General features: G+C 68.7%; 27 protein-coding genes and 1 tRNA gene. 11 read left to right on the top strand and 17 right to left on the bottom strand.

The window, feature by feature from the left end:
* Genes ABIC35_RS13780 through ABIC35_RS13770 form a run of 3 tightly spaced genes read left to right on the top strand, consistent with a single transcriptional unit; the run spans position 1 to position 2806 of the window.
* Entirely contained in the window at positions 1–1185 is a 1185-nt protein-coding gene (locus ABIC35_RS13780) for an acyl-CoA dehydrogenase (protein ID WP_121072670.1), read from the top strand.
* A complete protein-coding gene (locus ABIC35_RS13775; RefSeq protein WP_121072668.1) occupies positions 1185–1703 on the top strand; it encodes a GNAT family N-acetyltransferase in 519 nt (172 codons plus the stop codon). Before ABIC35_RS13780 ends, ABIC35_RS13775 begins: the two co-directional genes overlap by 1 nt.
* A complete protein-coding gene (locus ABIC35_RS13770; RefSeq protein ID WP_121072666.1) occupies positions 1700–2806 on the top strand; it encodes a CaiB/BaiF CoA transferase family protein in 1107 nt (368 codons plus the stop codon). Before ABIC35_RS13775 ends, ABIC35_RS13770 begins: the two co-directional genes overlap by 4 nt.
* A gap of 142 nt (positions 2807–2948) precedes the next feature.
* Here the strand turns inward: ABIC35_RS13770 and ABIC35_RS13765 are convergent, their stop codons facing one another.
* Complete coding sequence (locus ABIC35_RS13765; protein WP_121072664.1) at positions 2949–3605, bottom strand: COQ9 family protein; 657 nt, start codon at positions 3603–3605, stop codon at positions 2949–2951.
* Positions 3606–3645: 40 nt separating this feature from the next.
* Positions 3646–4551 (bottom strand): DMT family transporter, encoded by a 906-nt coding sequence (locus ABIC35_RS13760; protein WP_121072662.1) that lies wholly within the window; start codon positions 4549–4551, stop codon positions 3646–3648.
* Between the two features lie 54 nt (positions 4552–4605).
* Between ABIC35_RS13760 and ABIC35_RS13755 the strand changes: the two genes are divergently transcribed.
* A complete protein-coding gene (locus ABIC35_RS13755) occupies positions 4606–5721 on the top strand; it encodes an alkene reductase (protein WP_121072660.1) in 1116 nt (371 codons plus the stop codon).
* On the opposite strand, the gene ABIC35_RS13750 is transcribed toward ABIC35_RS13755, so the two are convergent.
* From ABIC35_RS13750 to ABIC35_RS13715, 8 genes are all read right to left on the bottom strand, one after another.
* Positions 5682–6206, bottom strand: a complete 525-nt coding sequence (locus ABIC35_RS13750; protein WP_354278485.1) for a hypothetical protein — start codon at positions 6204–6206, stop codon at positions 5682–5684. The genes ABIC35_RS13755 and ABIC35_RS13750 overlap by 40 nt on opposite strands.
* 10 nt (positions 6207–6216) lie before the next feature.
* On the bottom strand, positions 6217–6762 hold the full coding sequence (locus ABIC35_RS13745; RefSeq protein WP_121072658.1) for a GNAT family N-acetyltransferase: 546 nt from the start codon (positions 6760–6762) through the stop codon (positions 6217–6219).
* Entirely contained in the window at positions 6762–7181 is a 420-nt protein-coding gene (gene ribH, locus ABIC35_RS13740) for a 6,7-dimethyl-8-ribityllumazine synthase (protein WP_093296194.1), read from the bottom strand. The genes ABIC35_RS13745 and ribH overlap by 1 nt, the downstream gene beginning before the upstream one ends.
* A complete protein-coding gene (gene ribB, locus ABIC35_RS13735; protein WP_121072656.1) occupies positions 7181–8317 on the bottom strand; it encodes a 3,4-dihydroxy-2-butanone-4-phosphate synthase in 1137 nt (378 codons plus the stop codon). Before ribB ends, ribH begins: the two co-directional genes overlap by 1 nt.
* A complete protein-coding gene (locus ABIC35_RS13730) occupies positions 8304–8912 on the bottom strand; it encodes a riboflavin synthase (protein WP_019369068.1) in 609 nt (202 codons plus the stop codon). Before ABIC35_RS13730 ends, ribB begins: the two co-directional genes overlap by 14 nt.
* Complete coding sequence (gene ribD / locus ABIC35_RS13725; protein WP_121072654.1) at positions 8912–9859, bottom strand: bifunctional diaminohydroxyphosphoribosylaminopyrimidine deaminase/5-amino-6-(5-phosphoribosylamino)uracil reductase RibD; 948 nt, start codon at positions 9857–9859, stop codon at positions 8912–8914. The genes ABIC35_RS13730 and ribD overlap by 1 nt, the downstream gene beginning before the upstream one ends.
* A gap of 14 nt (positions 9860–9873) precedes the next feature.
* Positions 9874–10221 carry a hypothetical protein gene (locus tag ABIC35_RS13720; protein ID WP_121072652.1) on the bottom strand — a complete coding sequence of 116 codons (348 nt, stop codon included), beginning with the start codon at positions 10219–10221 and terminating at the stop codon, positions 9874–9876.
* A gap of 73 nt (positions 10222–10294) precedes the next feature.
* Complete coding sequence (locus ABIC35_RS13715) at positions 10295–10966, bottom strand: energy transducer TonB (RefSeq protein ID WP_121079016.1); 672 nt, start codon at positions 10964–10966, stop codon at positions 10295–10297.
* 201 nt (positions 10967–11167) lie between these two features.
* Between ABIC35_RS13715 and ABIC35_RS13710 the strand changes: the two genes are divergently transcribed.
* Positions 11168–12103, top strand: a complete 936-nt coding sequence (locus tag ABIC35_RS13710) for a ribose-phosphate pyrophosphokinase (RefSeq protein ID WP_121072650.1) — start codon at positions 11168–11170, stop codon at positions 12101–12103.
* 119 nt (positions 12104–12222) lie between these two features.
* On the opposite strand, the gene ABIC35_RS13705 is transcribed toward ABIC35_RS13710, so the two are convergent.
* Complete coding sequence (locus ABIC35_RS13705) at positions 12223–12984, bottom strand: sulfite exporter TauE/SafE family protein (protein WP_121072648.1); 762 nt, start codon at positions 12982–12984, stop codon at positions 12223–12225.
* Between the two features lie 64 nt (positions 12985–13048).
* On the opposite strand from ABIC35_RS13705, the gene ABIC35_RS13700 reads away from it, so the two are divergent.
* Both ABIC35_RS13700 and ABIC35_RS13695 read left to right on the top strand, forming a co-directional pair.
* The gene (locus ABIC35_RS13700) at positions 13049–13372 is read left to right on the top strand and encodes an antibiotic biosynthesis monooxygenase family protein (RefSeq protein ID WP_121072646.1); all 324 of its coding nucleotides are present in this window, start codon (positions 13049–13051) and stop codon (positions 13370–13372) included.
* Positions 13369–14658, top strand: a complete 1290-nt coding sequence (locus ABIC35_RS13695) for an MFS transporter (RefSeq protein WP_121079014.1) — start codon at positions 13369–13371, stop codon at positions 14656–14658. The genes ABIC35_RS13700 and ABIC35_RS13695 overlap by 4 nt, the downstream gene beginning before the upstream one ends.
* An 80-nt stretch (positions 14659–14738) precedes the next feature.
* Here the strand turns inward: ABIC35_RS13695 and ABIC35_RS13690 are convergent.
* Positions 14739–14812: transfer RNA gene (locus ABIC35_RS13690), tRNA-Gln, on the bottom strand.
* Positions 14813–14969: 157 nt separating this feature from the next.
* Between ABIC35_RS13690 and ABIC35_RS13685 the strand changes: the two genes are divergently transcribed.
* From ABIC35_RS13685 to ABIC35_RS13675, 3 genes are read left to right on the top strand one after another with little or no spacing between them, the layout of a single operon-like run.
* Positions 14970–16028 carry a Ppx/GppA phosphatase family protein gene (locus tag ABIC35_RS13685; protein ID WP_436286780.1) on the top strand — a complete coding sequence of 353 codons (1059 nt, stop codon included), beginning with the start codon at positions 14970–14972 and terminating at the stop codon, positions 16026–16028.
* An 18-nt stretch (positions 16029–16046) separates the two neighbouring features.
* Positions 16047–16739: an RlmE family RNA methyltransferase gene (locus ABIC35_RS13680; protein WP_121072642.1), complete on the top strand. Its 693-nt coding sequence runs from the start codon at positions 16047–16049 to the stop codon at positions 16737–16739.
* 37 nt (positions 16740–16776) lie between these two features.
* Positions 16777–17292: a DUF4269 domain-containing protein gene (locus tag ABIC35_RS13675; RefSeq protein WP_121072640.1), complete on the top strand. Its 516-nt coding sequence runs from the start codon at positions 16777–16779 to the stop codon at positions 17290–17292.
* Between the two features lie 57 nt (positions 17293–17349).
* Here the strand turns inward: ABIC35_RS13675 and rpoZ are convergent, their stop codons facing one another.
* Positions 17350–17694 (bottom strand): DNA-directed RNA polymerase subunit omega, encoded by a 345-nt coding sequence (gene rpoZ / locus ABIC35_RS13670; RefSeq protein WP_121072638.1) that lies wholly within the window; start codon positions 17692–17694, stop codon positions 17350–17352.
* A gap of 151 nt (positions 17695–17845) precedes the next feature.
* Between rpoZ and ABIC35_RS13665 the strand changes: the two genes are divergently transcribed.
* Positions 17846–19078 (top strand): phospholipase D-like domain-containing protein, encoded by a 1233-nt coding sequence (locus tag ABIC35_RS13665; RefSeq protein ID WP_183049270.1) that lies wholly within the window; start codon positions 17846–17848, stop codon positions 19076–19078.
* 14 nt (positions 19079–19092) lie between these two features.
* On the opposite strand, the gene ABIC35_RS13660 is transcribed toward ABIC35_RS13665, so the two are convergent.
* From ABIC35_RS13660 to ABIC35_RS13645, 4 genes are all read right to left on the bottom strand, one after another.
* A complete protein-coding gene (locus ABIC35_RS13660; protein ID WP_121079010.1) occupies positions 19093–19983 on the bottom strand; it encodes a transglutaminase family protein in 891 nt (296 codons plus the stop codon).
* Complete coding sequence (locus tag ABIC35_RS13655) at positions 19983–22463, bottom strand: circularly permuted type 2 ATP-grasp protein (RefSeq protein ID WP_121072636.1); 2481 nt, start codon at positions 22461–22463, stop codon at positions 19983–19985. The genes ABIC35_RS13660 and ABIC35_RS13655 overlap by 1 nt, the downstream gene beginning before the upstream one ends.
* A gap of 76 nt (positions 22464–22539) precedes the next feature.
* A complete protein-coding gene (locus tag ABIC35_RS13650) occupies positions 22540–23748 on the bottom strand; it encodes a histidine-type phosphatase (protein ID WP_183049269.1) in 1209 nt (402 codons plus the stop codon).
* Between the two features lie 14 nt (positions 23749–23762).
* Positions 23763–26537: a TonB-dependent receptor gene (locus ABIC35_RS13645; RefSeq protein ID WP_121072634.1), complete on the bottom strand. Its 2775-nt coding sequence runs from the start codon at positions 26535–26537 to the stop codon at positions 23763–23765.
* Positions 26538–26543: the final 6 nt, after the last annotated feature.

Raw genomic sequence — 26543 nt, 5'->3', positions numbered from 1 at the left:
ATGGCAGACATGGGCCGGTTCGACTGGCAGGATCCGTTCGGGCTCGACGGCGAGCTTACCGACGAGGAACGGATGGTGCGCGACGCCGCACGCGATTATGCGCAGGGCGAGCTTCTCCCGCGCGTCACCTCCGCCTATCTGGAGGAACGCTTCGACCGCGAGATCATGGCCGAGATGGGCACGCTGGGCCTGCTCGGGCCTACCATCCCCGAAACCTATGGCGGCGCCGGCCTCGGCTATGTCGCCTATGGCCTGGTCGCGCGCGAAGTGGAGCGGGTCGATTCGGGCTATCGCTCGGCGATGAGCGTGCAGAGCTCGCTCGTCATGCACCCGATCCATGCGTACGGCAGCGAGGAGCAAAGGCGGAAGTATCTGCCAAAGCTCGCGAGCGGCGAGTGGGTCGGCTGTTTCGGCCTGACCGAACCGGATGCCGGCTCCGATCCCGCCGGCATGCGCACCCGCGCCGAGAAGATCAACGGTGGCTACCGGATCACCGGCGCCAAGATGTGGATCACCAATTCGCCGATCGCCGATGTGTTCGTCGTCTGGGCGAAGAGCGATGCGCATGACGGCGCGATCCGCGGCTTCGTGCTCGAACGGGGCATAAAGGGCCTCACCAGCCCCAAGATCGAGGGCAAGCTGAGCTTGCGCGCCTCGGTCACGGGCGAGATCGTGATGGACGGGGTGGAAGTGGGCGAAGACGCGCTGCTTCCCAACGTCCAGGGGCTGAAGGGCCCGTTCGGCTGCCTCAACCGCGCGCGCTACGGCATCGCCTGGGGCACGATGGGCGCGGCCGAGGCGTGCTTCCATGCCGCGCGGCAATATACGCTGGATCGCCACCAGTTCGGCCGGCCGCTCGCCGCGACCCAGCTGGTCCAGCTCAAGCTCGCCAATATGGAGACCGAGATCGCGCTCGGGCTGCAGGCGGCGCTACGCTGCGGGCGAATGTTCGACGCGGGCACGCTGAGCCCCGAGGCGATCAGCATCATCAAGCGCAACAATTGCGGCAAGGCGCTCGATATCGCCCGCGTCGCGCGCGATATGCATGGCGGCAACGGCATCTCGGCCGAATTCCACGTGATCCGCCACGCGATCAACCTTGAGACGGTGAACACCTATGAGGGCACGCACGACGTGCACGGGCTGATCCTCGGCCGGGCGATCACCGGCATCGCGGCGTTCTGATGGCGCCCGATCGGCAGCCGGTGCTGGAGGGCGATCTCGTCCGCATCCGGCCGCTGGTCGCAGAGGATTGGGAGGCGCTCTATGCGGTAGCCTCCGATCCGCTGATCTGGGAAGTCCATCCGCGGCCGGATCGCTGGCAGGAGCCGGTATTCCGCCAGTTCTTCGCCGAGGCGCTGGCCTGCGGGGGCGGGCTGGCGATCGAGGACAAGGCGGCCGGCGCGATCATCGGCTCCAGCCGCTACGACCATCACGTGCCGGAGGAGGACGAGATCGAGATCGGCTGGACCTTCCTCGCCCGCGCCTATTGGGGCGGCACCTATAACCGCGAGGTCAAGCGGCTGATGCTCGACCATATCCACCGCACTGTCGGCACGGTGGTGTTTCTGGTCGGCGAGCATAATGTCCGGTCGCGCGGGGCGATGGCCAAGATCGGCGGGGAGCTGATCCCGGGGCGCAACCATCGCGGTGGCGGCCAGGTCTTCGCCGATCACGTCGTCTACGCGATCCGCCGCCCGTGAAGCCGCTCGCCGGCATCAAGGTCGTCGAGCTTGCCCGGATCCTTGCGGGACCCTGGTGCGGGCAGCTGCTCGCCGATCTGGGGGCCGAGGTGGTGAAGGTCGAGCGGCCGGGGGCAGGGGACGATACCCGCCACTGGGGTCCGCCCTTCCTCCACGATGCCGAGGGCGAGAACCGCGACGCCGCCTATTTCCACGCCTGCAACCGCGGCAAGACGAGCATCGGCATCGACATCGCCACGTCCGAGGGCCAGGCGGCGGCCAGGGCGCTGATCGCTGATGCGGATGTGGTGATCGAGAACTACAAGGTCGGCGGGCTGGTGAAGTACGGGCTCGACGCGGCCAGCCTGCGGGCCGCCAATCCGCGGCTGATCGTCTGCTCGATCACCGGCTTCGGCCAGACCGGGCCCTATGCGGCGCGCGCCGGCTATGACTTCATCATCCAGGGCATGGGCGGGGCGATGAGCCTCACCGGCGATCCCGACGGCGCGCCGCAAAAGGCGGGCGTCGCGTATGCCGACATCTTCACCGGCGTCTATTCGGCGGTGGCGATCCTCGCCGCGCTCCGCCGCCGCGATGTCGAGGGCGCGGGTGCCCATATCGATATGGCGCTGCTCGATACCCAGGTGGCGGTGCTGGCCAACCAGGCGCTCAACTGGATGGCGAGCGGCAAGGTGCCGCACCGCATGGGCAATGGCCATGCGAATCTGGTGCCCTACCAGGCCTTCGCCTGTCGCGACGGCGAGCTGATCGTGGCGGTGGGCAATGATACGCAGTTCGCCAAGCTGTGCGCGATCCTCGGTCTCGATCTGGCGGGCGATCCGCGCTTCGCCACTAATCCGGCGCGTGTCACGAATCGCGATGCGCTGATCCCGGAGCTCGCCCGCGCGATCCTCGATTGGGCGAAGGCCGATCTCTACGAAGCGCTGGAGGCGCAGGGCGTGCCCGCTGGGCCGATCAACCGCGTCGACGAGGTGTTCGCCGATCCGCAGGTCATCGCCCGCGGCATGGCGATCGTGCGCGACGGGCTGCCGGGCCTCGCCAGCCCGATCACCATCGACGGCGAGCGTATGGTCGCCGAGCGCGGGAGCCCGGCGCGGCCCTAATCCGCCGCGTCCCACACGTTGTCATCCCGGCGGAAGCCGGGATCCATTTGCCACTTCGCTGAAGGAAGAGCGGCTACGGAGACCTCAATGGACCTCGGCTTTCGCCGGGGTGACGAATTGGGGATGCTCCGTCGCCTAGCGATCAGATCGCCGGGTAGCGCAGGCGGCCGATGAAGCGGGAGAGGCTCGGCCGGTTGGTGGTGCGGCTCACAAACCCGGCCTTGGCCTTTTCGAACCGCATGATCCCCTCGATTCGCCGCGCGAGAAAGGCGCGGGTGTCTGCCCATTCCTCGCTCTCGTCCTGCACGAACACGGCGATGGTCGCGGCATAGACGCTGCCGAGCGTCATCCGCTTGGTATAATGGTTGTAATCGGTGGCGGTGTCGCCCGCCGCGCGCCACATCGCGTCGGCCGCGCGCCAGCCGAGCTTGCTGGCCCGCGCGAGGTTCTGCGGCATGGCAAGGATCGCCAGCGCCCGGCGCAGGGCGTCGCGATAGGGGGCGAGCAGCGCCAGCCGCGCTTCGACCAGCGCGGTGATGCGCGCGCGGATCTTCATCCCCGCCAGCGTCTCGGGCGAAAGCTCGTCCAGCATCGCGCGGTCGATATGCGCGAACCAGGCGTCGATCATCGCCAGCGGGCCGTCCGAAAAGGCGAGTCGCGCCACGTCGCGGTCGACGCCCATGCCGTCGGCAGTGGCGTCGAGCGCCCGCGCGTTCCAGCCGTCGAAGGCGGCGTTGGCGGCAAGCGACGGCGCGAGCGCCGCGCGCAGTTCGTCGAGGGTGGCGTCGGCGAGATCCATAGATGCTGATCTAGGCGCGAAGCCGCGCCCCGGCAACCGCCTACCCCTTGGGCCGTACCGCGCCCTGTCGCACCAGCACCAGCGCCGCCGCGACCAGCGCCGCGCCAACCAGGTCGGCGCCGCCGAGCTTCTCGTCGAAGATGATCCAGCCAAGCGCCGCGCCCACCGCCGGCTGCACCAGCAGCGCGATGCCGATCACCAGCGGCGAGAGGTGGCCCAGCGCATAGATCATGCAGCCCTGCCCGATCAGCTGGCTGACGATGGCGAGCGCGAGCAGCGGCCACCACAGGTGCGGCACGATCTGCTCGCCCATCGCCAGCGCGATCACCAGCAGCGGCGGAATGGTGGCGAGCGAGGACAGGGCCAGCGCCGGTACCGGCCCGAGCGACACCCGCACCCGCGCCATCAGCGCGAAATAGACCGCATAGAACACGCCGGCGGCGAGGCAGAACAGGTCGCCCGCCAAATGCCGCGAGGAGAGTTCGGCCGAGCGCCCGAGCAGCAGCGCGCCGCCCAGCGCCGCGAGCAGCAATGCCGCGCCCTGCATCTTGCTCGGCCAGGCGCGCGCGACGACGAAGCCGTAGATCGGAAAGATCAGCGAGGCCGAATTGCCGAACAGCGTCGAGTTGGCGAGCGTCGTGCGGACGATGCCGACGTGCCAGCTCGCCAGATCGAGCGCGAACACCACCCCGGCGATGCCGAGGATCCACCAGCGCCCGCGTGCCAGCGCGAGCGGCTTTTCGCCCATCGCCGTCGCCGCCGCGAACAGGATGGGCGTCGCGATGATCAGCCGCCAGAATGCCGCAGAGACCGGCCCTACATCCGCCATCCGCACGAACAACGGTCCCGTGGCGAGCGCGGCATTCGCGATCAACGCTGCGACGAGCGCGGTCGCAACATGGCTTCGTGTCGGGGTAGTTTTTGTTGTCGGTGCGTTGCGCTGCATGGCGCCCTGTAGCGCCCTATCTGTGCGAAGTCACAAGCTGCAAAAGGAATTTCGATGCCCAGCCTGTTCGATCCGATTCAGCTCGGCGCGATCCACGCCGCCAATCGCGTGTGGATGTCGCCGCTCACCCGCGGCCGCTCGACCCGCGGCCATGTGCCGACGCCGGTGATGGTCGACTATTACCGCCAGCGCGCCAGCGCCGGGCTGATCATCACCGAGGCGACCGGCATCAGTCAGCAGGGGCTTGGCTGGGCCTATGCCCCCGGGATCTGGAGCGACGAGCAGGTCGAGGCATGGAAGCCGGTCACCGCGGCGGTCCACGAAGCGGGCGGCAAGATCGTCTCGCAGCTCTGGCACATGGGCCGGCTGGTGCATTCGGACTTCCTGGGCGGCGAGCCGCCGGTCTCCGCCTCGGCGACCACTGCGCCCGGCAGCGTCCGCACCTATGCGGGGGAGGATGCTGGCGAGATAAAGCGGCCCTACACCCAGGCCCGCCCACTCCGCATCGACGAGATCCCCGGCATCCTCGACGACTATGCCCGCGCGGCGGAAAACGCGATCCGCGCCGGCTTCGACGGGGTGCAGATCCACGCCGCCAATGGCTATCTGATCGACCAGTTCCTCCGCGACAATTCGAACTTTCGCGAGGACGAATATGGCGGCTCGATCGAGAACCGCATCCGCCTGCTTCGCGAAGTGAGCCAGCGCGTCGTCGACACGATCGGCGCCGATCGCACCGGCGTGCGTCTCTCGCCCAATGGCGAGGTGCAGGGCGTTAATGACAGCAACCCGGCGCCGCTCTTCGAAGCCGCGGCCGCTGCGCTCGACGAGATCGGCGTGGCGTTCCTCGAGATGCGCGAGCCGCGTCCGGGCGGCAGCCGGGGCCTGCCCGACCAGCCGCCGATCCACCCGGTGATGCGCAAGGTCTATCGTGGCGTGCTGGCGCTCAACTCGGACTATGATGCGGAAAGCGCCCAGGCCGCGCTCGATGCGGGCGAGGCCGACGCTATTGCGTTCGGCCGGACCTTCCTCGCCAATCCGGACCTGCCGCGCCGTCTGCGCGAAGGGCTGCCGCTCAACCCGCAGCGCGAGGAACTGTTCTACGTCGGCGGGGCGGAGGGCTATACCGACTATCCGACCGTGGACGAACTGGCGCTTCCGTCGGCCTGATCGAACCCGTCGATCCAGCGGGTGCTGGCCTCGCGGAGACGCTCGCGCGTCTTGGGTGGGGTCAGCACCGCCGCGAGCGTGAAGGGGAACCAGGGCCAGAACAGGAAGGTCCCGGTCACCAGCAGCGCGATCAGGATAGCCCCGCCGAAGCGCAGCGTCGCCAGCCGCGAATGGGCGGTATAGTTGAGCTTGATCGTGCGCGGCGCCTTGGCGTCGAACCAGCTGCGGGTGACGAAGCTGTCCGGCGTGGCGCGCGCCTGCTTGAGGCCGAATTTCCAGCCCTCTGCACCCCTTCCGCTTGCAGAAAGGGAGGGGGGAGGGGCTTCTCCCGACCGACGACGTCGCCCGGCACGGTCATTCCCTCCACCGACCCCTCCCGCATGCGGAAGGGGCGATTTGGTGTGGGAAATTTCGCGTCCGGTCTTGCGATCGATGACGACCAGCCGCCGGCCCCGCTCTTCGACGCGATAGCGAGAGGGGGGCATGTCCATCGCGTCAGCCCAGCGCCGCGCGGCGGGCGCGCCATTGTTCGGCGGTCTGCGCCCAGCGATCGACCCGCAGATGCTCGAGCGGGGCCGGGAGCTGGGTTGGCCCCCCATTGTCGGCGCCGAGGGCCTGGGCGAGTCGGATCGACGCGGTATTCTCGGGATCGATGGTGTGGATCACCTCGTCCCAGCCGAGCACATCGATCGCATAGTCGATCGCGGCGATGGCTGCTTCACGGGCATAGCCCTTGCCGGCCGCTTCCCGCGCCAGGCCCCAGCCGACTTCCAGCCCAGGCCAGCCTTCGGGAGAGTGCGGGCCGATACGGCCGATCCAGCGGCCGCTCGCGCGCTCGATCACCGCGAACATCGAGAAGCCGCGGATCGTCCAGGCGCCCGCCATGCTGCACAGGCTGCGCCACGCAGTCCCGCGCGGCTGCACGCCGCCCAGGAACCGCATGACGTCAGGATCGGCATGGAAGGTGGCCCATGCCTCGAAATCGCCAGCGTCGTGCTGGCGCAGGATCAGGCGCTCGGTTTCGAGCACCGGCACCTGCATCAGCCGAACTTGGCCTTGAGCGCCAGCATCGCCAGCGCCGCCTTGGCGGCCTCGCCGCCCTTGTCCTTCTGCTTCGGATCGGCGCGGACCAGTGCCTGCGCCTCGTTCTCCACCGTCAGGATGCCGTTGCCGATCGCGACGCCGTCCATCGACAGCGCCATCAGCCCGCGCGCGCTTTCGCCGGCGACGATCTCGAAATGATAGGTCTCGCCGCGGATCACCACGCCGATCGCGACGAACGCGTCATAGCGGCCGCTGTCCGCCGCAAGCGCGACCGCGCCCGGAATCTCCAGCGCGCCCGGCACGGTGATTACCTCGGCCTTGTGGCCCGCCGCCTCGATCGCGGCCTTGGCGCCCGCGATCAGCATGTCGTTGAGATGCTCGTAGAAGCGCGCTTCGACGATGAGGATGTTGGCCATTATTGCTCCGAATCGATGGGCCGCGTGCCGGCGATCGACAGGCCGTAGCCGTCGAGCCCGATCAGCGTGTGATGGGTGTTGGAGAGCAGGATCATCTCCTGCACGCCGAGTTCGGTGAGGATGGTCGCGCCGACGCCGTAATCGCGCAGCTCGTCCATGTCCTTGGGCGGGATCGCGCCGCTGCGGGTCTGCAGCGCGACGGTATAGCCGTCGGGGCGGGGGCGGTTGATCACCACGATCACGCCGGCGCCTTCCTTGCCGATGATCTCCATCGACCGGCGCAGCAGCCCGCCGCGCGGACCGCCCTCGCCGAACACATCGGCAAAGGGCGACAGCGCGTGCATGCGGACCAGCGTGGGCTTGTCGGGATTGATCCGGCCCTTGACCAGCGCGACCTGTTCGCTGCCGGTCGCCTTGTTCCAGAAGGTGAGCGCGCGCCACTCGCCGCCCCATTCGCTGGTGAAGGTCGCCTCGGCGCGTTGCTCGACGAGATGGTCGTGGCGGCGGCGATAGGCGATCAGGTCGCGGATCGTGCCGATCTTGAGGTTGTGGAGCTGGGCGAAGCCGACGAGATCGTCGAGCCGCGCCATCGTCCCGTCGTCCTTCATGATCTCGCAGATCACGCCGGCGGGGTTGAGCCCGGCGAGGCGGGCGACGTCCACCGCCGCCTCAGTATGGCCGGCGCGGACCAGCACGCCGCCGTCGCGGGCGACCAGCGGGAAGACATGACCCGGGGTGACGATGTCCGCACGGTCCTTGGTGCTGTCGATCGCCACCGAGATGGTGCGGGCGCGGTCGGCAGCGGAGATGCCGGTGGTCACGCCTTCCTTGGCCTCGATCGAGACGGTGAAGGCCGTTTCGTGGCGGGTGCCGTTGGCACGGCTCATCAGCTCGAGCCCGAGCTGGTCGACACGCGTCTTGGTCATCGCCAGGCAGATCAGGCCGCGGCCATATTTGGCCATGAAGTTGATCGCATCCGGCGTTGCCATCTGCGCCGGGATTATCAGATCGCCTTCATTCTCGCGATCCTCGTCATCGACCAGGATGAACATCCGGCCGTTGCGGGCCTCGTCGATCAGCTCCTCGGGCGAGGAGAGGAAGCCGTGCTTGAGCGCGGCGAGTTCAGCCTTTGGCACGCAATGCCTCCATGCGCTGAAGATAGCGCGCCAGCACGTCGATCTCCAGATTGACCGCCTGGCCTTCCGCCAGCGTGGCGAAGGTGGTGACCGCGGCGGTGTGGGGAATGATGTTGAGGTGGAATTCGACGCCCTCGGGCGTGTCGTCCACCGCGTTGACCGTCAGCGATACGCCGTCGACGGTAATCGAGCCCTTGGGCGCGACGTACGGCGCGATCTCCGGACCCGCCGCGATCACGACATGGTGCGAGCCGTCGATCGCCTCAATGAGCTTCACCCGGCCGATGCCGTCGACATGGCCGGTGACGATGTGCCCGCCCAGCTCGTCGCCCAGCCGCAGCGCGCGCTCCAGGTTGAGCTTGCGGCCGGCGGTCCACTGGTCGTCGGCGGTGCGCGAGACGGTCTCGCCCGACACGTCGAAGTCGAGCCAGCCGGGGCCCTTGTCGACCACCGTCAGGCACACGCCCGAACAGGCGACCGAGGCGCCGAGATCGATCTCATGGGTGGGATAGGCCGTCGCCACGCGCACGCGCAGGTCGCCCTGGCGCTCTACCGCGTCGATCGTGCCGACATCGCTTACGATTCCGGTGAACATCAGTTGCGCTCGTAGACCTCGAACCGATCGCTGCCAAGCATACGAGAGTCCAGCAGGCGCCAGCGATCATGCGCCTCGGACAATGCGGCGAGGCCGAATGCCTCGACCGCGGGTTTGCCGCCGCCGAGCAGGATCGGCGCGCGGTAGAGGAGGAGCCGGTCGACCAGATCGGCGCGCAGGAACGCGGTAGCCGCCTTGGCACCGCCTTCCACCATCAGCGTGTCGATGCCCGACAGGTGGCGAATGTCGGCGATGTCGGCGATGCGTTCCCAGCCCGGCGGGGTGGGGCCGGTGGAGGAGAGCAGGATGCGGCGCGGCGCGCGATCGGCGAGGCCGGGCAGCCGCACGTCCAGCTTCGGGACATCGGCGAGGAAGGTGCCGCGGCCGACCAGGATGCCGTCATGGCGGGCGCGTTCGAGATGGACATGGGCGCGGGCCTGGGGGCCGGTGATCCACTTGCTCTCGCCGGTCGACAGCGCGATGCGGCCGTCGAGCGAGGTGGCGAGCTTGAGGGTGACGTGCGGGCGGCCCCTGGCAAGGCGGGTGAGGAAGCCGGCCATGCTGCGGCGTGCCTCGGTTTCCATTAGGCCCGATTCGACGGCGATGCCGACCTCTTCCAATCGCGCGAAGCCGGTGCCGTCGGTGCGCGGGTCAGGATCGCGCAGCGCGGCGACCACGCGGGCGACGCCGGCCGCGACCAGCAGGTCCGCACAAGCGGGCCCGCGCGTCGAGACATGCGCACAGGGCTCGAGCGTGACATAGGCGGTGGCGCCGCGGGCGGCCTCTCCGGCCTCTGCCAACGCCATCGCCTCGGCATGCGGGCGCCCGCCGGGTTGAGTCCAGCCGCGCCCGACGACGCGGCCCCCCTGGACGAGCACGCAGCCGACATTCGGGTTGGGCGCCGTCCGGCCCATGCCGCGCTCGGCCAGCCCGAGCGCCACCGCCATCCAGCGCGCGTCGCTCAAATGCCGTGCTTCTCAAGCCAGTCGTCGTACTTCTTGAAGTCGGCCTGGCGCTTTTTCTGGCGATCGAGGAAGGCCGCTTCCTCTTCCTGGCGCTTGGCCTCGTCGACCTTCTGCTTCTCGCGAATCTCCGCCTCGGTGCGGGTGATCGGCCAGCTGTCCACGTAGATGATGTTCTTCTTGTACGGCACCGGCACGTGCGAATCCTTCACGAACACCACGATGATGCCGAAGGTGATCGCCAATGCGAGCATCATGAACCAGAGCTCGTGCTTCTTGCGCGTCGCGAGATAGCCACGGAGGTCGCGCAGCGCCTTGAGCGGCGAAATGTACTTGAGGAAGGTCATCGGTGGCCAAAGATAGGGACGCGGGGGCTCCAGGGCCAGCCCCCGCGTCCACGCCGCTGCGATCGGAGGGCGATCAGCGGGCGTCTTCGATCCGGAATCGCACGGTCATGGTCTTCCAGCTTTCCTCAGGCACGCCGCCGCGGCTGGCCGGGCGGAAGCGCCATTTGCCGAGCGCCTGGCGCTTGGTGACGGCGAAGAAGGCGTCGCTGGTGGCGCTGACCGGCTCCACTACCTTCACGCGGCCGTCGGTGCCGATCAGCACGCGCAGGGTGACGAGGCCATCGCGCTGGGCGCGCATTTCCTGCGCCGGATATTCGGGCTGGAAATCCTGCGCGTAGCGCGGATCGGTGGTCGGGCCGACCAGCAGGGGCATCGGTTTGGGCGGATCGATCGTGCGGATCGGGCCGGGATCGGTCGGCTTTTCGATCGGGGGCAGGGTATCGGTGATCTTCGTCGTGGTTTCGATGTTCGTGGTACTGTTCGACTCCACCAGCGGTTTGGGCGCGACCGGCGGCGCAGAGGTGCGCGGCTGGATTTTCTCCACCGGTTTCGCCTCATCCTCCGGCGGGGGCGGCGGCGGGTCGCGCACGTCGATCGGCTTCATCACTACCGGCGGGTCCTTGAGCACCACGATATTTGGCGCGGCGAAAATCATTCCCGCGAGGATCGCCCCATTGATGGCTAGCGCAGCCCCGAAGCTGACCGAACGCGGTGCATTTGCATGATAGCGGGTATCGGCATGCATCACCTTGCACTCCTTCTCCAACACCGGTCTATGAATGCCGGATGAAGGTGATGGTACAACGTCACATTGCCCACGTAAAGTCCCGCGGGTGCAGCGCTGGCACAGGGGGAAGCGGCGATGCCCTCTTTGCGTCACGGAAACGTCGCACTAAAGGGCGCGAGCATCGGGACATCGCGACGCGGCACGGGAGGCCACGCACCTATGAAACTCATGGCCGGCAATTCGAACCTGCCGCTGGCGAGCGCCATCGCCGACTATCTGGAGATTCCGCTCACCCAGGCGAACGTCCGCCGCTTCGCCGACGAGGAGATCTTCGTCGAGATCCTCGAGAATGTCCGCGGAGAGGACGTGTTCGTGCTCCAGTCGACCAGCTATCCGGCGAACGACAACCTCATGGAGCTGCTGATCATGATCGACGCGCTCCGTCGCGCGTCGGCCAAGCGGATCACTGCGGTGCTCCCCTATTTTGGCTATGCCCGCCAAGACCGGAAGCCCGGGCCCCGCACGCCAATCTCGGCCAAGCTGGTCGCCAACCTGATCACCACCGCGGGCGCCAACCGCGTGCTCTCGGTCGACCTGCATGCCGGCCAGATCCAGGGTTTCTTCGACATTCCCACCGACAATCTGTTCGCGGCGCCGGTGATGTCGGCCGACATCCAGACGCGCTTCATCGACAAGCAGTGGATGGTCGTTTCGCCCGACGTCGGCGGCGTGGTGCGTGCGCGCCAGCTCGCCAAGCGGCTCGACAACGCGCCGCTCGCGATCGTCGACAAGCGGCGCGAGCGTCCGGGCGAATCGGAAGTGATGAACATCATCGGCGAGGTGAAGGGCCGCTTCTGCATCCTGATCGACGACATCGTAGATTCGGCTGGCACGCTGTGCAACGCCGCGGCGGCGCTGAAAGCCGCCGGTGCCGAGGACGTGGTCGCCTATTGCACGCACGGCGTGCTCTCGGGCGCGGCGATGGCGCGCGTCGCCAAGTCCGAGCTGCGCGAGCTGGTGATCACCGATTCGATCGGCAATCACGAGATCGTCGCGGAGGGCGAGAAGGTCCGCCACCTGACCATCGCCCCGCTGATCGCCGAGGCGATCCGGCGCATCGCCGACGAAAGCTCGGTTTCGAGCCTGTTCGATTGAGCCTTTCTTCTAAGCCCCTCCTCCTTGGAGGAGGGGTTGGGGTGGAGGGATTCCAGAACCTTCGTTGGTCTCGGTGAGACCCTGCCCCACCCCAAACCCCTCCCCTGAAGGGGAGGGGCTTAGGAGGCTGCCTTTGCCACCGCTTCCCAGACGAGCGCACCCCCCACCGCCATCATCAGCACATAGATCGCCGTGTAGAAGCGCTCGGGCGACACCCGCCGCACAAGCCACACGCCCGCCAGCGTCGACCCCAGTGCCAGCGGGAACAGCGCCGCCGAGGTGAGCAGGTTCGCGGGCGTGAACTGCCCCAGCGCCCAATAGGCGGGCACCTTGATCCAGTTGGTCGCCGCGAAGAAGATTGCGGTTGTCCCCACCAGCCGGTCGCGTGGCAGGCCGCGCGGCAGCACCCAGAGCTGGAAGGGCGGCTGCCCGGCATGGGCGATCTGGCTGGTGAAGCCCGAGGCGATACCGAACAGGCTGCCTACCCATTCGGGCCAGCGCGCTGCCACCGCTGGCGTCGACCGGCCGCTCGCCCAGAGCCGATAGATCCCGAACAGGATCGAGATCGCCCCCACCGCCGCCAGTACCAGCACCGGCGACACGCTCGCGGCGAAGCCATAGCCGAGCGCGATTCCCGCCATCGATCCCGGCAGCATCCACGCCAGCAGCCGCCAGTCGACGGTGCGGCGGAACGCCCAGACGCTCACCACGTCCTGCAGGATCAGGATCGGCAGCGTGATCGCGGCGGCGCGCACCGGATCGATCGCGAGCGCCAGCAGCGGCAGCGACAGCGCGCCCATGCCGGCGAACCCGCCTTTGGACAGGCCGAGCAGCAGCACGGCGGGCACGGCGAGCGCATAGAAATGCCAGTCGGTGATCATCCGGGCATGCTCTCGCAGGGCTCGTACGGATTGCAAAGCGCTGAGTCCCTTCTACGATTCCTGTATGGGAGAGGATCGTACCGGCCAGATCGCGGTGCTGTTCGTATCGAAGCGCACCGCCGAAGACGATGCAGGCTATGCAGAGGCAGCGACCGCGATGGACGTGCTCGCGGCGCAGCAACCCGGCTATTGCGGCGTCGAATCGCAGCGGGTGGACGCGGGCGTCGGCATCACCATCAGCTATTGGGCCGACGATGCCAGCGCGGTCGCCTGGCGCGACCATCCCGAGCACGCCGCGATCCGCGCGAAGGGGCGGGAGCGCTGGTACGACTGGTATGAGGTGATCGTCACGCGGGTCGAGCGCGGCTATCGGTGGCGCCGGGCATGAGCCGCGCGATCGATCGCGACTTCGCGCTGCTGTTCGGCGTGATGCTGATGATCGCCGCGGGCAACACCGCGCTGCAATCGATCCTCCCCGCGCTCGGCCGCGAGCTGCACGCCGCGGACAGCGCGGTGGCGGCGGTCTTCTCGGTTTCCGCGCTGCTGTGGATGCTGACTGCGCCCTATTGGGCGAATCGATCGGAGCGGGCGGGGCGGCGCAAGATGGTGCTGCTCGGCACTGCCGGCTTCACCGCCTCGCTCGGGCTGTGCGGGCTGTGCCTCGCGCTCGGCATCAACGGCGTGCTGAGCCCCTTCGCCACCTTCGCCGCCTTCGTGGTGGGCCGCATGCTCTATGGCGGATTCGGGTCCGCCGCGCCGCCCGCGGTGCAGGCGATCGTCGCCGCGCGCACCAGCCGCGAGGAGCGCACCAAGGCGCTGACCCTGCTCGCCTCCGCCTTCGGGCTGGGGACGATCCTGGGGCCGGCGGTGGCGCCCTATCTCGTCATGGGCCATCTCTGGCCCGGCGGCCCGCTGATCGGCCTGTCCGGCCCTGCCTTCGCCGCCAGCCTCGTCGGGCTGGTGCTGATGGTCGCGGTGCTGCGGCTGCTGCCGGCCACCTCGGGTGCGATCGAGCATGGCGCCGCCCCCAGCTATCCTTCGATCGGCGGGCAGGGCACCGGCGCCAATGTGACGGCCGCGATGGGCGAGCATGTCGAGCATATCCGCACCTTCGATCCGCGGGTGCGCCCGTGGATGATCGCCGGGCTCGTCACCGGCCATGCCCAGGCGATGACCGGCCAGGCGATCGGCTTCCTGATCATCGACCGGCTGGCCCTCGCCCCCGCCGCCGCGCTGGAGCCGACGGGGCTGGTGCTGATGATCGGCGCGGGCGCCTCGCTGCTCGTCCAATGGGGGCTGATCCCGCTGCTGGAGCTCAAGCCGCGCGCGCTGATCCTGGCGGGTGCGGCGCTGGGGGCGGTCGGCTGCGGGATGACCGCGATGGCGGGCTCGCTGTACGGCATCGCGCTCGGTTACGCCACGATCGCCCTGGGGATGGGCTTTGCGCGGCCCGGATTTACCGCCGGCGCGTCGCTTGCAGTGGGGCCGCATGCGCAGGGATCGGTGGCGGGGCGAGTGACCTCGATCAACGGCGCGGCCTTTGTACTGGGCCCCTCGATCGGCGTGGCGATGTACGAATTCTGGGGCGCGCTGCCCTATCTGGTGGCCGCGGGCGCGCTGGTGCTGCTGTTCGGCTATGGCTGGATGGCGACGCGGCGGCCGGTCCTGGCCTGATTCGAACCGCAAACGTCTCTTTGCAACGGAGCGCGGATCGCGGCGCCCGAATGCGATGTATCACGATGTCGGAAGCTGCTTGGATGCCCCGTGAGGATTCGAACCTCAATTGACGGAGTCAGAGTCCGTAGTCTTACCTTTAGACGACGGGGCACCAGACAGGTCGCGCCAGATAGGGGGATGCAGCGGCCCTGTCAACGCGCAATCGCGCGCTCGCCTTGCGCTGCCATCTTTGCTCGTCTAGCCTCGCATCCAAGCACCGGCCGAGCCGTTTTGGTTCGGTGACGGAAGAAGATAAGTGAGTTGATTTTATGGGGGATGGCTCCGCCAGAATGCCCCGCGGGAGGCGCGTTTCCGCCGCCCGCCCTGCGCCGCCGCCGGCCGCGAAAGGGCCGGCACCGCGTTGGCCCGAAGCGCGCCATTATGCCGCGCTGGACTTGGGTACGAACAATTGCCGGCTGCTGATCGCGCGTCCGCAAGGATCGGGCTTCGCGGTGATCGATGCGTTTTCGCGAATCGTCCGCCTGGGCGAGGGTCTGGCGACGACCGGCCGCCTGTCCGATGCCGCGATCGAGCGGACGCTCGCCGCGCTGCGCATCTGCGCGGACAAGCTCAAGCGCCGCAACGTGGCGCTCGCCCGCTCGGTAGCGACCCAGGCCTGCCGCCAGGCCGAGAACGGCGCCGAATTCATCGAACGCGCCTATCGCGAGACCGGCATCGCGCTCGACATCATCACGGCGGAGGAAGAGGCGCGGCTGGCCGTGCTCGGCTGCCATGCGCTACTGGAACCCGGCGACGGGCCGGCTTTGGTGTTCGACATCGGCGGCGGCTCGACCGAGCTGGTGCTGGTCGATTCGCATGCGCCGATCCCGCGCATTCTCGACTGGCACAGCGCACCCTGGGGCGTGGTGTCGCTGAGCGAGGCGACCGGGCAGAGCAAGGCGATCGACGCCGATGCCCGGGCGGCTGCCTATGCGGACATGCGGGCGCGGGTACGGGAGAGCTTCGCGCCCTTCGTTGCGCGGCTGCGCCAGCCGAAAGGCACGCGCCGGCTGCTCGGCACCAGCGGCACGGTGACGACGCTCGCCAGCGTGCATCTGGGGCTTGCCTCCTATGATCGCTCGGCGGTCGACGGGCTGATCGTGCCGAGCGCCGCGATGCGCGAGGTGAGCGCGCGAATCGCCGCGATGAGCGTCAAGGAGCGTGCCCAGGTGCCGTGCATCGGCAACGAACGCGCCGATCTCGTCTCGGCGGGCTGCGCGATCCTGGAGACGATCCTCGACATCTGGCCCGCCGAGCGGCTAGGCATCGCCGATCGCGGCATTCGCGAAGGCATCTTGCGGCGGCTGATCGGCGGCGCGCCCTTATAAGGTTGTGAGGAAGAAGCGATGAGCAGGGGCGGTGGCCGCGGCCATGTTCGCGTGCGCACGGCGCGCGGCCGTACGGCGCAATCGACGCGCTGGCTGGAGCGCCAGCTGAACGACCCCTATGTGCGGCGCGCCAAGGCCGAAGGCTATCGCAGCCGCGCGGCCTACAAGCTGACCGAGCTGGACGAGAAGTTCGGCTTCCTGAAGGGCGCCAAGCGGGTGGTCGATCTCGGCGTCGCGCCGGGCGGCTGGACGCAGGTGGTGCGCCGCGTGCTGCCCAAGGCGGCGGTGGTCGGCATCGACCTGCTGCCGGTCGATCCGATCGAGGGCGCGACGCTGCTCCAGATGGACTTCATGGACGATGCAGCACCCGATCGACTGATCGAGGAACTCGGCGGCGCGCCGGACCTGATCCTGTCGGACATGGCGGCGAACACCGTCGGCCATCCGCAGACCGATGCGCTGCGCACCATGGCGCTGGTCGAGACCGCGTTCGACTTCGCGCTCAAGACGCTGGCACCGGGCGGCGATTTCGTCGCCAAGGTGTTCGCGGGCGGTGCCGATTCGGCGCTGATCGCGGAAATGAAGCGCGCCTTCACGACGGTGAAGCACGCCAAGCCGCCCGCCAGCCGCAAGGGCTCGGTAGAATGGTATGTGGTGGCGCAGGGCTTCAAGGGCCGGGCGGAGAGCGCCGGCGAGGAAGAACAGGAATAGACCCCCCGCCAGGCGAGGACGGGGCAAGGGGCACGCCATGACGAGGCCAGCGTACAGCGAAGCGCTCGTGCAAAGCGGCGTGCTCACCCGGCTCGTTGCATTTGACCCGCACGTTGCAGGCACCCCGCCACTCGGCCTCGACCTGCCCGACAGCGACATCGACATCCTCTGCCATGCGCCAGACCCGGTGGCTTTCGCCGCGGCGGTCTGGGCGGCCTATCGTGACCTGCGCGGTTTCGCGATGTGGCAGTGGCAGGGCAGCGATCGCCCTATCGTCGCACGCTTCCACTGTGGCGGTTGGCTGTTCGAGCTGTTCGGCCAAGCCCGCCCCGTTGCCGAGCAACTCGGCTGGCGGCATTTCGCGATCGAGCAGCGGTTGCTCGCATTGGGCGGTGAACCGCTGCGCGCTGCCGTGATGGCGCGCCGGCACGCGGGCGCCAAGACCGAGCCCGCCTTCGCGCAGGTACTGGGGCTGAACGGCGACCCCTACGCCGCGCTGCTCACGCTGGAGCAGCTCGACGACGCCACCATCCGCGCCCGGATCGGTGCCTGAAACAAAAAGGGCCGGCGTCGCCGCCAGCCCCTTTGTACGTCGTTCGATCGAAGGCGATCAACCCTCGTAGTCGCCGCCCAGATTCTGGTTGCGCGGCGGGGCTGCGGCGGTGAGGCGGAGCGCCTCGGCCTGGGCCTGGATCGAACCGATCTCGTCGGGTGCATCCTCGTCGTCGACACGGACGCGCTGCAGGCTCGACACCACTGCTTCCTGCAGATGGTCGGGACGCACGGTCTCTTCGGCGATTTCGCGCAGCGCGACGACCGGGTTCTTGTCGCGATCGCGATCGATGGTCAGATCGGCACCGCCGGAGATCTGCCGCGCGCGCTGGGCGGCGAACAGCACCAGGTCGAACCGGTTCGGAATCTTGTCGACGCAATCTTCGACAGTGACGCGCGCCATCCTGTTCTTCCTTAGATGTCAGGGCCGGGAAAGACCGGCCAGTTAGGGGCCGAGCCCGCAAATGTCAAGAAAAGCCCGCCATGGCGGTGCGAGGGAGCGCGACGCGGCTTCGATCGTTACGCAGGTTCACCCACCGGAGGTTTCCCGCTCGATGGCACCTTATGCCGATCCCGAACCGCTTGCCGAGGGCGTGGCTACCGGGCATGCCTCGGCGATGCCGCCGCTCGCCCAGCCAAGCTTCACCGTCGACGGCAACCGGCTGACGCTGCTGCCAGAAGGGCCCGAGCGGATGCGTGCGCTGCTGGCGCTGATCGCGGGTGCCGAGCGGACGCTGCGGGTGCTCTACTATATCTATCTCGACGACGAAGCCGGCGCCGCGGTGCGCCAGGCGCTGCTCGACGCGGCCGCGCGGGGCGTGCGCGTCTATCTGATCGTGGACGGGCTCGGCAGCGAGCATGCCGAGAGCAACGATTTCTTCGAGCCGCTCCACGCCGCCGGCGTCGAAGTCTGCCGATTCGTGCCGCGCTGGGGGCGGCGCTATCTGCTGCGCAACCACCAGAAGCTGGCGCTGGCCGACGAGGCACGGGTGATCGTCGGCGGGTTCAACATCGAATCGAGCTATTTCGGCACCGTCGCCGAGCAGGCGTGGCGCGACATGGGGCTGCTGGTCGAAGGTCCGGCGGCGGAGCGACTGACCGGCTATTTCGATTCGCTCGCCGCCTGGGCCAAGCGCCCGCGAGCGACGCTCCGCTCGCTCGGACGCACCCTGAAAGCGTGGAGCGAGCCCGAAGGCGAGACCCGCTGGCTGCTCGGCGGCCCGATGCGGCGGCTCTCGCCCTGGGCGCGGGTGGTGAAGCACGACATGGAGCGGGCGAACCGGCTCGACCTGATCGCCGCCTATTTCGCGCCGAGTCCTGCGATGCTGCGCCGGCTCGACAAGGCTGGGCGGCGCGGGCAGGTGCGGCTGGTACTGCCCGCGAAGCTCGATCACACCGCGGCGATCTGGGCGGCGCGCTTCACCTATGCCGGGCTGCTGCGCAAGCGGGTGGAGATCTACGAATATCAGCCGACCAAGCTGCACACCAAGCTCTATGTCATCGACGATGTCGTCCATATCGGCTCGGCCAATTTCGACATCCGCAGCATGTTCTTGAACCTGGAGCTGATGCTGCGCGTCCAAGACCCGGCCTTCGCCGCACATGTCCGCAGCTATGTCGATGGCGAGATCGCGCAGTCCGAGCGGATCACCCCCGAACTCTACAAGGCGCGGACCGGCTGGTGGACGCGGGTGAAGCAGTTCGGCGCGTATTTCGTGATGGCGGTGCTCGACTATAACGTCACCCGCCGCCTGAACTTCGGCGACAAGGGCCCGGTGGAGCATTGATCGCGGGATAAGGTCTACCCCGCAGCCACTTCCAGCGGCTCGACATCCACTGACACATGCATCGCCTGCGCGCCCGAGCCGAGCACGATGCCGTCGATCGGGGCGATGTCGGCATAGTCGCGGCCGATCGCCATGACGATGTGATCCTCGGCCATCCAGATGCCGTTGGTGGGATCGACGCCGACCCAGCCCAGGTCCGGCCCGCACCAGAGCAGCACCCAGGCATGGGTGGCATCCGCGCCCACCAGCCGCGGCTGGCCCGGCGGCGGCAGGGTGCGCAGATAGCCCGAGACATAGGCGGCGGGCAGCCCGGCGGCGCGCAGACCGGAGAGCATGATCTGCGCAAAATCCTGGCAGACGCCGCCCCGCTTGGCGAACGCCTCGTGCGGGGGCGTGTCGACCAAGGTCGCGGTGGGATCGAAGGCGAAGTCGCGCTGGATCCGCTGCGCCAGCGCGATCCCGGCTTCGAGGATGCCCCGATCCTGCCGCAGCTCTTCCGCGCACCAGGCGGCGATGCTGCGGTCCAGCGGAATCAGCGGCGAGGGGAAGAGGTACGCGGCGGGGCCGGCCGGCGTGGGATCGCGGCTGTCGCGCGCCCAGGCGGCGATCTGGGCTATGGTCGGGTCGCTCGCGGCGGGGATCGGGATCTGGCGGTCGACGCGGACGCGGGCGCGGCTCTCGATCGTCAGGCTGCTCGCATCATGCTCGACCAGCAGCCGCACGACATTGGCGAGCCCGGCCTCGGCGCGTGCCGGATAGGTGCGCCCGCCCGGCTGCACGCTCAGCGCATATTCCTCGATCATCTGACCGGACCAGAGGATCGGCTTGAGCCGCAGATTGCAGCGCGCGAAGGCGACCGGCTGGTCGTAGTCGAACCGCGTCACATGGCGGATGCCGTAGAGCATCATGCGAGGACGAGCCCCGCCGCGCGCAGCGGCTCGGCGCCGTGGAGGAAATAGCGGCGGGCGATCGCCTCGGAAAGGCTCCACAGCCGCGACTGGAGATCGCCGAACCAGGCATCGTCGATCGCGGTGGCGCGCGCGGTGACCAGCGTGGCGGCGATGCTGCGGGCCTGTTCCTGCTGGGCTTCGGCCAGACCGTCGTCGGACAGCACCGGCAGCGCGTTGAGGTGCGCCGAGATCGCTGCGGCCTGGAAGGCGAGGCCGCGCGGATTGCCGGGGTCGAGCGCGAGCAGGTCGAGCACCGGCACCCGGGCGATGCCGGTCAGATAGCGCTGGCGATAGCTGATCTGGCTGTCGGCCAGGTCGAGCAGCGTCGAGAGATCGTCGGCGGTCGCCTGGGCGCCGCCGAGCGCGCGCAGGAAACCGATCGTCGCCAGCGCGCGCTCGATGCGGCGGCCGAGATCGTGGAAGCGCCACGCATCGGTGCGGCCCATATGCTCGCCCGCCTGCCCCGCCAGCGCCGAATAGCGCCGCTGGAGCGAGCCGGCGCGATCGAGCAGCACCCCGCGCTCGGGGAAGGGCGCATCGAGCAGGCGGATCATGTCGGCTGAGAGCCGGTCGCGCGAGACCGCGCCGATCGAGCGCGCCTGGCGGTTGATCGCGCGGACGCTGGTCCAGCCCTCAGTCGATTCGAGCGCGGTGCGGGCGAGTTGGGTCAGGTCCTGCCGCTTAAGGCCGCGGGGGGCGGGCGCTGCGCCTGCGGTGACCACCAGCTGCGCAAGCCGGTCCACCGTCTCCGCCGAAAGCGCCGCGCCGGTATCCGCGCTGATCGAGTGGCCGAGCAGCACGCGCAGCACCGAGAGCAGCGCCTCGCCGCGTTCCAGATAGCGACCGAGCCAGAACATGTTGTCCGCCACCCGGCTGGGCAGCGTGCCCGGATTGCGGCGCAGCTGGGTCGAATCGCCCGAGGGGAGCAGCGACACGGGCGCGACCGGATCGGGCCCGTTGATGCACACATCCGCCGACCAGCTGCCTTCGCCCATCACCGCGGCGCGGGCATCGGCATGGTCGCCGATTCGCGCGAACCCGCCGGGGAGCACCGTCCAGGCACCCGCAGCATCGCGCGCGGCGAAGACACGCAGGGTGAAGGGGCGGGGCGCCAGCCGGTCCTCGGCGACGAAGGGCATGGTCGAGAGGCAGACGACTTCCTGCCCGACATAATCCTGCGGCCGCCGGGTCATGTCGTCGCGCAGCGCCGCCCGTGCGGCCTCGTCGAGATGCGCGCCGAGCACCGCCTTGCCCTCGGGCAGGCCGAGCGGCGGAGTGCCGAAGGCGGGGGCCACGACCATCTGGTCGAGATTGGCCGCGACATGCGCCGCTTCGGCCGACTGTCCGCACCACCAGGTCGCGATATTGGGCAGGCGCAGCGACTCGCCGAGCAGGATCTCGCTCAGCCGCGGCAGGAAGGCGGCGAAGGCAGGAGCTTCGAGCAGCCCGGCGCCCGGGGCATTGGCGATCACGACATTGCCCGCCACGGTCGCGTCGATCAGCCCGGCGACGCCGATCTTCGAATGCGAATCGAGCGCGAGCGGATCGAGATAGCGCGGGTCGAACCGGTGCCACAGCGCATCCACGCGCTTGAGCCCGGCGATCGTGCGGACGTAGACGCGGTCGTCGAGCACCGCGAGATCGGCACCCTCGACCAGCAGGAAACCGAGATAGCGGGCGAGATGCGCCTGCTCGGCATAGCTGGCGGTGAAGCGGCCGGGGGTGAGCAGCGCCATGCGCGGCTCGGCGCGGCGGCAGGCGGCGGCGATGCCGTCGCGGAAGGCGGCGAAGAAGGGGGCGTGGCGCTCGATGTTGAGCCGACCCTGCAGGCCCCCCAGCGTGCGCGCCATCGCCAGCCGGTTCTCCAGCGCATAGCCGGCGCCGGCGGGCGCACGGAGATGGTCGGCAAGCACGCGCCAATGCCCGTCCGGACTGCGGCACAGGTCGAAGGCGACGAAATGGAGGTGATGGCCGCCCGGCGGGGTCAAATGGGTCAGCGGGCGCAGGAAGAAGGGGCTGCCGGTGAGCAGCGCGGCGGGCAGGTGCCCGTCGGCGATCAGCTGGTTCGGGCCGTACAGGTCCTGGAGCAGCCGCTCCATCAGCTCGGCGCGCTGAGCGACGCCGGTCTCGATGCCGCGCCATTCGGCCTGGTCGATCAGCAGCGGCACCGGGGAGAGCGGCCAGGGGCGCTCGTCGCCCTCGTCGCCGATGCGATAGCCGGTGCCGATATCCTCGGCATGGCGATGCGCGCGTTCGCGGGCGATCGTCAGCCCGTCGCCGGAAAGCCCCGCCAGTTCCTCGAACAGCCCGCTCCAGGGGGCGCCGCGTTCGGCGCACAGCACATCGCCGGCGGGTGCATGGCCGCAATAGTCGGCGATCCAGCGATCGGCGATCGTGCCCGCATCAAACAATCCCGCCTCGGCAAGGCTGGCCACAGCTGCTTCCCTTTCTCGGCCGCGGTGATGGGCGAAACGATGGTGCCATGCAACACGGGAGATATGCGGGACTGTCTCAGCCGAGCTTGGCGAGCGCCTCGTCCAGGGTACACAACCCTGCAACGCCGCGTGCGTTGCACCCCGGTACGCGAAGAATCCGGTCGTGCGGGCCGTTTAGACCGAGTGGTGCTGCGGTGCGGAGCTGCTCCAGCGTCTGCGCGCGGTAGCGGAGGCGGACATAGCGCCTGCCCGCACGGTCGTGCAGCCGCTCCAGCAGCAGCGCGCCGCCGGGCACCGGATCGTCGGCGGCGAAGCCGGGGACCTGCCAGTGCACGTCGAACAGTCCGCCGAGATTGGCGATATTGGTGTCGTGGCCGGAGATCATTGTCACCTTCGGGCCACTACCCGCCAGCCCTTCGCGGACGATCTCGGCCAACCCCGCGAAATTCGCCGCCGCGATCGGGCGGGGACGGGCGAGGATGCGGAATTCGAGCGCGTGGAATTCGCCCAGCGCGGTCACGTCCGCCAGCGTCGCGCGACCCCAGCCGATCTGTGCCATCGGCATGCCCTCGGCCGCCTCGAGCAGCAGGATCTGCGCGGCAGTGGAGGCGCGGTCGATCGCACCGGTCAGCTTGGGGCGCTTGTCGGCGCGCGCGGGGGCGAGGCCGGTGGGGGTGCCCGACACGCCGCAGCCGGGACGCTTGGTGCCGCACAGGATGGTGTCGATCCGCGCCAGCAGGGGCCGGTAGCGCGCATCGAGCGCGGCGAACCCGCCGGGCCCGACTTCGGCCGCTACCGCCGCATCGGCCTTGGCGGGATCGAGCGGCGCCTTGCCCGATTCGATCGCGTTGAAGCGCGGATCCGGCACGTCCTGCGCGTAGTGGTCGATGGCGAGGGTGCAGCCGGGCGTCAGCGCCGCCGACCAAGCCCTGGCGGTTTCGATCGTGCGCTGGTCGCTGTCGGCGACGATGCGAACCGCCCCCGGCACCGGGCAACCCTTGGCGGGGAGCAGGCGGTGGAAGCGCAGCGTGGTGCCGTCCGCTGCGCCCAATTGCGCTACCGCCGCTGCACCGTGCGGCGTGAGCCAGCCCGGCTTGGTCGGCCAGGTGGGCCAGCGCTCGGGCGTCACCTCGGGGGGCATCGCCGGGGCCTTGGTGGGCGGGCGCACGCCATGCCGCATCAGCAGCACGACGCGGTCTACCACCAGCGGATCGGCGGCGCGCGCCTCGGCAATCGCAGTAGAACCGAGCGCGAGGGTCAGCGCCAATCCGATCCGCAGTTTCATCGTCTGGCCTTCCTTTAGAAGTGGATCTGCACGCCGCCGCGCAGCTGGGTGCCGTAGCGCTCGCGCTCGACCAACTGGGTGCGGGTGCCGATATAGCGCCGCCACGGCGCGTCGGTGAGGTTGATCGCATCGCCGAACAGCGTGAACTGCGGCGTCACCTGATAGCTCAGGTGCAGGTCGAGCTGGCCGTTGCCGTCGGTATATTGGTCGGCGGCGGCGGTGGTCGCGATCGTGTCGAGATAGGAGGAGCGATAGTTGAACGCCACGCGCGCGCTCAGCCCGTATTTCTCGAAGAAGATCTGGGCATTGCCGACATTCTTCGATTGATAGGCCAGCGGCACGTCGCCTGCGCGGATCGCGCCGGCATTGGCATGGCCCCACACATGGGTGAAGTTCGCCGACACGCCGAAGCCGCTCAGCACGCCCGGCAGGAAGGTGAACTGCACCTGCACGTTACCCTCGACGCCGGTGACCTGCTCCGAATCCGCATTGAGCAGGGTGGTGACGTTGGCTGCCGCATAGGTGACGTTGGCGGCGGTGACGTTGGTCTGGCGGCTGGTATTGCTGTAGATCGGGTTGTCGATCTGCTTGTGGAAGAACCCGGCCGACAGGATCGACCCCGCCGCCGGATAATATTCCAGCGCCGCGTCATAGTTCACCGCGCGATAGGGCTTGAGCCCCGGATTGCCGAGCGAGAGCGCCGCCACTGCGGGATCGCTGGTGTCGACGAGCACATAGGGCGCGAGATTGGCGTAGTTGGGCCGGCCGATCGAGGTGGTCACCGCGCCGCGCAGCAGCAGGTTGCGGGCAAGCGCATATTTGGCGTTCACGCCCGGGAACACGTCGGTGTAGCTGGTATGGCCGAAGATGTTATAGCCGTCGGTCAGCGTCGAGGCCGCATTGACCAGCTTGGCCTTCACGTCATCCTCGGTATGCTCGACGCGCACGCCCGGCACGAGGGTGAGCCCGCCGAACTGCAGCGTCGCCATCACATAGCCCGCGGCGATCTTTTCCTTCACGCCGAAGTCGTTGGCCAGCGTGTCGCTGATCGTCGAGGTCTTGTCGACGGCAACGGCATTCGGATTGGCATCGAAATAGGCCTTGGCCGCGTCATAGTTGATCCGCGTGCCGAAGCCGAACATGCCGTCGTAGAAATCGCTGTCGCCGGGATAGCCGATCGGGTTGGCCAGCGTCCACTTCGCACTGCCGGTCTTGTAATTGGTCTTGTTCTGATCGTTGACCTTCTCGCGGCTGAGATATTTGCCGCCGAGCTTGAAGGTCGAGCCGTCGCCGATGGCGAGGTCGTGGCTATAGTCGAACCGGCCCTGCCACAGCTCTTCGTACGTGCTGCGCTGGTCGAAATTGACCTTGCTGTAGGTGAACAGCGACGGCGTGGCGAACGCCGCGGTGGTCGGTGCCAGCGTGTAGGGGTAGGTCGACGGATCATAGTTGAGCGTCAGCGCGCCCTTGGCGGTGGTGAAGGTGAACTCGCTGCGCAGCGGATCGTCCTTCTCGGCGCGGGTCCAGTTGCCCGAGACTTCCAGCGTGCCGCCCGCGACCTCGCCGAATTCGCCGCCGAGCGTCACCGACTTGGTGTTGTCGTTCTCGTTGCGGCGGCGGACGAGGATCGTGCCGGTGCCCTTGAGCGGCGCAGTGAAGCTGGTGACCGCGACGCGGTTCTGGTCCCGCGTCTCGTGATCCTCGAACTTCGAATAGCTGGAGCGCAGGTACAGCTTCACCGAGTCGCTCGCGTGCCAGTCGAAATTGCCGACCACGCCCAGCCGCTTGCGAGTGAGATTGTACTCGCGCAGGCCGTTGCCGTCGGGCACGCCGGCGGCGTTGAAGGCGGTCGAGCCCTGGTAATTCTCGCTCTGGATCGGCCGATCGGAATAGTTGACCGAGACCACCGCGCCGAACTGTTCCTGCGCACCGAAGCGGCCGCCCAGCGTGGCGTCCAGCTCGTACGGCACCTTGTGGTTGAGCGAATACCAGCCCTGCGCCGCGCGCGCATCGAGGAAGAAGGGCTTCACGCTGTCGAAGCCGGTGCGGGTGCGGATCGCGACTTCGCCGGCGATGGCGTTGGCGTCCTGGCTGGCGAGCAGCGACTTGGTGACCGCGACCGACTGGATCATCGCCGAGGGCAGATCGTCCAGCTTCACCTGGCGGCCCGCGGGCTCGGGCGCGGGCAGCGTCTGGCCGTAGAGGGTCACGTTGAGCAGGCTGGGATCGATGCCGCGGACGATCGCATAGCGGCCCTCGCCCTGGTCGTTGGCGACCGACAGGCCGGGCAGGCGCTTGATCGCCTCGGCGACATTCTGGTCGGGCAGCTTGCCGACATCGTTGGCGTGGAGCGTCTCGATCACATTGTCCGCGGCGCGCTTCTCGGCGACGGCTTCGCGCTGCGAGGCGCGGAAGCCGGTGACGACGATGTCGGCGGGTACCTCCACCGTGTCCGGCTCGGCCTGGCTAGTCTGCGCCGGGCGTTCTTCCGCGACGATCACGTAGCGGCCGGGGCCGGTGCTGCGCGCGGCGAGACCGGTATGTGCGAGCATTCGCTGCAGCGCCTCGTCGACCGGCAGCTTGCCCGACACCGCGTTGATCCGCCGGCCCCCGCCGACGCTGCCCGCCACGATGATCTGCACGCCGCCCTGGCGCGCGAACAGCCGCACCGCGCCGGTGACGTCCTGCGCGGGGATGTTGAAAGTCTGCACCTGCGCTAGCGCGGGCTGGGCGAGCGTGCTCATCGCCACGACTGCCGTCGCGCCGAGCCAGCGATTCTTCGAGATCATGTCTTA

The organism is Sphingomonas trueperi (genome assembly GCF_040545965.1).
Lineage (GTDB): Bacteria > Pseudomonadota > Alphaproteobacteria > Sphingomonadales > Sphingomonadaceae > Sphingomonas > Sphingomonas trueperi_C.
Note: the sequence above shows the minus strand (reverse complement) of the source record. Positions and strands in the feature narration are given on the sequence as shown.

What these genes read in the sequence shown, in the direction of transcription:
- ABIC35_RS13680 (WP_121072642.1), top strand. Translation starts at nt 16,047, where the DNA reads ATGAGCAGGGGCGGTGGCCGCGGCCATGTTCGCGTGCGCACGGCGCGC.
- ABIC35_RS13660 (WP_121079010.1), bottom strand. Translation starts at nt 19,983, where the DNA reads ATGCTCTACGGCATCCGCCATGTGACGCGGTTCGACTACGACCAGCCG.
- ABIC35_RS13730 (WP_019369068.1), bottom strand. Translation starts at nt 8,912, where the DNA reads ATGTTCACCGGAATCGTAAGCGATGTCGGCACGATCGACGCGGTAGAG.
- ABIC35_RS13720 (WP_121072652.1), bottom strand. Translation starts at nt 10,221, where the DNA reads ATGACCTTCCTCAAGTACATTTCGCCGCTCAAGGCGCTGCGCGACCTC.
- ABIC35_RS13775 (WP_121072668.1), top strand. Translation starts at nt 1,185, where the DNA reads ATGGCGCCCGATCGGCAGCCGGTGCTGGAGGGCGATCTCGTCCGCATC.
- ribH (WP_093296194.1), bottom strand. Translation starts at nt 7,181, where the DNA reads ATGGCCAACATCCTCATCGTCGAAGCGCGCTTCTACGAGCATCTCAAC.
- ABIC35_RS13745 (WP_121072658.1), bottom strand. Translation starts at nt 6,762, where the DNA reads ATGCAGGTGCCGGTGCTCGAAACCGAGCGCCTGATCCTGCGCCAGCAC.
- ABIC35_RS13695 (WP_121079014.1), top strand. Translation starts at nt 13,369, where the DNA reads ATGAGCCGCGCGATCGATCGCGACTTCGCGCTGCTGTTCGGCGTGATG.
- rpoZ (WP_121072638.1), bottom strand. Translation starts at nt 17,694, where the DNA reads ATGGCGCGCGTCACTGTCGAAGATTGCGTCGACAAGATTCCGAACCGG.
- ABIC35_RS13710 (WP_121072650.1), top strand. Translation starts at nt 11,168, where the DNA reads ATGAAACTCATGGCCGGCAATTCGAACCTGCCGCTGGCGAGCGCCATC.
- ABIC35_RS13645 (WP_121072634.1), bottom strand. Translation starts at nt 26,537, where the DNA reads ATGATCTCGAAGAATCGCTGGCTCGGCGCGACGGCAGTCGTGGCGATG.
- ribD (WP_121072654.1), bottom strand. Translation starts at nt 9,859, where the DNA reads ATGGCGGTGGCGCTCGGGCTGGCCGAGCGCGGCATGGGCCGGACGGCG.
- ABIC35_RS13665 (WP_183049270.1), top strand. Translation starts at nt 17,846, where the DNA reads ATGGCACCTTATGCCGATCCCGAACCGCTTGCCGAGGGCGTGGCTACC.
- ABIC35_RS13755 (WP_121072660.1), top strand. Translation starts at nt 4,606, where the DNA reads ATGCCCAGCCTGTTCGATCCGATTCAGCTCGGCGCGATCCACGCCGCC.
- ABIC35_RS13760 (WP_121072662.1), bottom strand. Translation starts at nt 4,551, where the DNA reads ATGCAGCGCAACGCACCGACAACAAAAACTACCCCGACACGAAGCCAT.
- ABIC35_RS13715 (WP_121079016.1), bottom strand. Translation starts at nt 10,966, where the DNA reads ATGCATGCCGATACCCGCTATCATGCAAATGCACCGCGTTCGGTCAGC.
- ABIC35_RS13685 (WP_436286780.1), top strand. Translation starts at nt 14,970, where the DNA reads ATGGGGGATGGCTCCGCCAGAATGCCCCGCGGGAGGCGCGTTTCCGCC.
- ABIC35_RS13650 (WP_183049269.1), bottom strand. Translation starts at nt 23,748, where the DNA reads ATGAAACTGCGGATCGGATTGGCGCTGACCCTCGCGCTCGGTTCTACT.
- ABIC35_RS13780 (WP_121072670.1), top strand. Translation starts at nt 1, where the DNA reads ATGGCAGACATGGGCCGGTTCGACTGGCAGGATCCGTTCGGGCTCGAC.
- ABIC35_RS13700 (WP_121072646.1), top strand. Translation starts at nt 13,049, where the DNA reads ATGGGAGAGGATCGTACCGGCCAGATCGCGGTGCTGTTCGTATCGAAG.
- ABIC35_RS13675 (WP_121072640.1), top strand. Translation starts at nt 16,777, where the DNA reads ATGACGAGGCCAGCGTACAGCGAAGCGCTCGTGCAAAGCGGCGTGCTC.
- ABIC35_RS13750 (WP_354278485.1), bottom strand. Translation starts at nt 6,206, where the DNA reads ATGCCCCCCTCTCGCTATCGCGTCGAAGAGCGGGGCCGGCGGCTGGTC.
- ABIC35_RS13705 (WP_121072648.1), bottom strand. Translation starts at nt 12,984, where the DNA reads ATGATCACCGACTGGCATTTCTATGCGCTCGCCGTGCCCGCCGTGCTG.
- ABIC35_RS13765 (WP_121072664.1), bottom strand. Translation starts at nt 3,605, where the DNA reads ATGGATCTCGCCGACGCCACCCTCGACGAACTGCGCGCGGCGCTCGCG.